2 protein-coding genes are annotated in these 3894 nt (G+C 57.5%); both read right to left on the bottom strand.

Annotated elements, in window-relative coordinates; all coding sequences use genetic code 11:
- Positions 1–1300, bottom strand: a 1300-nt coding sequence (locus L691_RS0103115) for a replication-associated recombination protein A (RefSeq protein ID WP_025688722.1), incomplete at its 3' end; no start/stop codon positions are given.
- Between the two features lie 228 nt (positions 1301–1528).
- Positions 1529–3718 carry a HelD family protein gene (locus L691_RS0103110; RefSeq protein WP_025688720.1) on the bottom strand — a complete coding sequence of 730 codons (2190 nt, stop codon included), beginning with the start codon at positions 3716–3718 and terminating at the stop codon, positions 1529–1531.
- Between the last annotated feature and the right edge of the window lie 176 nt (positions 3719–3894).

Genomic DNA, 3894 nt, shown 5'->3' with positions numbered 1-3894 from the left:
TCCCCCGCCGTAGCGCCTGGTTATGGCGGATCTTCACTTCGTTGCCCTGCTCGGTCGCCTGGTAAAAGACCCGGCGCGAGATCGCCCCAGGCAGGTACTCCTGCTTGACGTAATGGCCGGGAAAATCATGCGGATACTTGTATCCGCCATGTCCCAGCTGCGCTGAGCCCTTATAATGCGTATCCCGCAAATGCAGCGGGACTTCGGCAGACTTCAGCTCGCCGATCGCCGACATCGCTCTGGAGATCGCCATGTACACGGCGTTGGACTTCGGGCTCTCGACCGCGAATAGAATCGCCTGGGCGATATTGAGCTTCGCCTCCGGCCAGCCGTTGTTGCGGTACGCCTCCAGCGCGCTGACCGCCTGCACCATCGCCTGCGGATTCGCCAGCCCGATATCCTCGCTGGCCGCCGCGATCAGACGGCGGATGAAGACAATCGGGTCCATCCCGAGCTTCTCTACAGCGTAGAGGAACCAGAACAGTGCGGCGTCGCTGGAGCCGCGAATGCTTTTGTGAAAAGCGGACAGCACGTCGTACTGCGTGGATTCGTCCGCTTTGACGGTTGGTCGGCGGATGGAGTCCTCCGCCACCTCAAGCGTCACATGCACGGTTCCGCCGCTGCCTGGCGGCGTCGTCAGCGCGGCCAGCTCCAGCGCATTCAGCGCCCGGCGGATATCGCCGTTCGCCATCGCCGCGATATGGTCCAGCGCGGCCTCGTCGACCTGAAGATCCATAAAGCCGAGCCCTTTCTCCCGGTCTGCCAGCGCCCGCCGCATCGCGGTCAGGCTGTGTGCTTTGTTCAGCGGCTCCAGTTGGAACAACGTAGAGCGGCTCATAAGGGCGCCGTTCACATAATGGAACGGATTTTCCGTCGTCGCCCCGATGAAGATAATCGTGCCCTTCTCCACCGCCGGAAGGAGTGCGTCCTGGCGGGAGCTGTTGAACCGGTGCACCTCGTCCAGAAACAGGATCGTCTTCGTGCCGTACAGCGCTTTGGCGTTCTGCGCCCGTTCGATGACTTCCCTTACATCTTTGACCGTCGCCTCCACGGCGTTCAGCCGCACGAACTCTCCCTTCGTTTGGTGGGAGATGATGTGGGCGAGCGTCGTTTTGCCGCAGCCAGGGGGCCCGTACAGCAGAATGGATGAAACCTGATCGGCTTCAATCGCCCGGCGCAGCAGCTTTCCTTTGCCCACAATATGCTCCTGGCCTATATATTCATCGAGAGTCTCCGGACGCATGCGGTCCGCCAGCAGGCGGCCGTCCCCGGCCTCATTCCCGAAAGAAAATAAATCCATTTCTACACTCCTTGCTGTAAGCTGTATTACTCTATCATACCACTTCATAGGGTAGAGAGCATAACTGCACTATAGTTTATCGCTTCATACCGGCTAAAGTATGCTTCCCAAACGGAAAACGGCTTCACAGCAAAAAAACGCCTACCGCTTTCGGCGGCAGACGGCGAAGTAAAAAGCAGCCCGAAAACAAAGCTCCAGACCGCCTTGCGATTCATCCTGCTTGCCAGGTTAATTGCGATGGGATTCTCCCGAAACATCCGGCCATCCGGGAGCCGTTTCCACAGCCTCCGCCGCTTGGTGCAAGTAGCCCGGCATTCTGCCGTTATGCAGCAGCCACAGCTCATGCAGCGCCCGGGTAGAGCCTACATACAGCAGCTTCGCGTCCCATGCCGTCTCTCCATAGGAGTCCAGGTCGGCATCTGCAACGATAACGGCGTCAAACTCCAGTCCCTTGGACAAATAAAGCGGCAGCACCGAGAGCCCACCCTGGTATTCCGTGATCCCCCCGTCGATCAGATGGATATCGTCAAAATGCGCCGACAGGACTTCATACAAATGCGACGCATCGGCCAGTGTCCGGGTCAAGACCGCTACCGTCCGGTAATCTCTTCCCGACAAGTCCGCGAGCGCGGCCTGAATGTCGGCCACCCGCTCCTCGCCGTATTGAATCATACGTACGGGGCTGCCGCTGCGGAATACCGAAACGGCAAGCAGTTCGCTGTGCACACCGGCCGACAATATTCCGTTTGCAAAATCGATAATTTCCATGGTGGACCGGTAGCTTCGGGTCAACGCATGGTAGGATGTATGCTCCGGCGCGAACAGAGACTGCATTTCGTTCCAGTCATGAACTCCTTTATAGGCATGGATGCCCTGCGACAAATCACCCAGTATGGTAAAAGAGTGGCCGCGCACATACAGATCAAGCACTGCGATCTGGAAAGGCGAGAAATCCTGCGCCTCGTCGATGACGATATGGTCGAATTTCTGCACGCCCTCGTCCCCGTTCAGCAGGTAATGAATATAGAGCAGCGGCGGCAAATCCTCCTCCAGCACGATCCCCTTCTTGAGTTGACCGCGCGTTTCCTTCAACACGGCTGCCGGAATGGCTTCGGGCGCTTCAGCCGGCCAATCCGCAGGCGTCTTTATGGCGCGGAAGATTTGCTTGTAAATCGTCAGCGGATCGTATTTGGGCCATTTCGAGCCGTATGCCTTCTCGCGCTGCGCCCCTTTTTTCTTCCGGTCTTTCAGCGCTGCGGCGGAAGGGCTTTTCTTAAGTTCCATTTCGATCCAGCGGTGAATCCGGGCCATTACCCGTTCCTTACGCTTGGCAGGCGGATAGGGAGCATATTCTTCATTATGCCACCGGAGAATCGTCCGGCGGGGCAGAACCGCACCCTCCCACGGAATGAAATCTCCTTCGGGAACCGAGCCCGATTCCAACCGCCGCACCGCGTCTTCGATAATGGCCATCAGCTTCGTCGCGCCCTTGAAGCGTCCCGGAGTCTCATCCGTGATTTCCGGCATGCCGCCCGGCGCCTCGAACCAGCGGTTCAGCGTCTCCATGGCGTCATTTTGCGGCAGCTCCAAACCCAGCAGGTCTCCCGCCCAGTCGGCAAAGGTGCTCTGCTGAATGTTGCCAACCCCAAGCTCGGGCAATACATCGGAAATATAGTCCAGGAACATCCGGTTCGGGGCAAAAATAATCATCCGCTCCGCCGACACCTGCTCTTTGTATTGGTACAGCAAAAAAGCGAGCCGGTGCAGTGCGACTGTCGTCTTACCGCTGCCGGCCACGCCCTGGATGATGAGCGCCGTATTTTTTGCCGCCCGGATAATGCGGTCCTGCTCTTCCTGGATGGTCGATACGATATCCCTTAGCCGGTTATCCTTGTTCTCTCCCAAGCGGTAGACCAGAAATTCATCCGATACCGCCGGGCCGTCGCTCTCACGGTCGTAAGTGTCCGCCACCCGTTCCAGAATCCTCTTGCGAATCACGACGTTCCGTTTAAGATAAACAAGCCCCTCAATGATGCCTTCGGGGGATTCGTAGGAAGCCGGCTCCGTGCCACCGGTAAACGAATAGAACAGGCTCGCCACCGGCGCGCGCCAATCAATGACGAGCGGACGGTCGCTGACCTGCTCGCGGTCTACGCCGATTTTACCGATATAGAGCGCCTTGCGCACCCCATCGCCGCTCTCTTCAAAGCCCAGCCGTCCGAAATAAGGCTCCTGCCGCAGCTTGGTCAGATTTCCGCGTCTTTGCTCCCTCGCATCTTCCAGAATCTGCTCTGTGTAATCATTGCCTGTGTACACCGGTGTGTTCTTTAGCGTCTCCAGCTGCCGGTCAATTTCCGCGAGCGCCGTGTTCAGCCTCTCTTGTTCCTCTTGATAGGCACTTTGAAAGTTGTCCTCCAATTTCAGTTACCTCCTAAAAGTAGTATTGGGGAAAAGCCTTATCCCCATCCATGTAAGGCAAAACCGGCTAAAGGAGCCTGCAGCCCCGCCGCCATGCTCGCACAAAAAGGATTCTTATTGTATCACAGGTGTGGAGCAAACGCTATACCTTATCTATCTTCAGCAAAAAGAGCGAG

Source organism: Paenibacillus zanthoxyli JH29 (assembly GCF_000520715.1).
GTDB classification, from domain to species: domain Bacteria; phylum Bacillota; class Bacilli; order Paenibacillales; family Paenibacillaceae; genus Paenibacillus_AQ; species Paenibacillus_AQ zanthoxyli.
The sequence above is the reverse complement of the archived record's forward strand: the minus strand, read 5'-3'. Positions and strand labels throughout refer to the sequence as shown.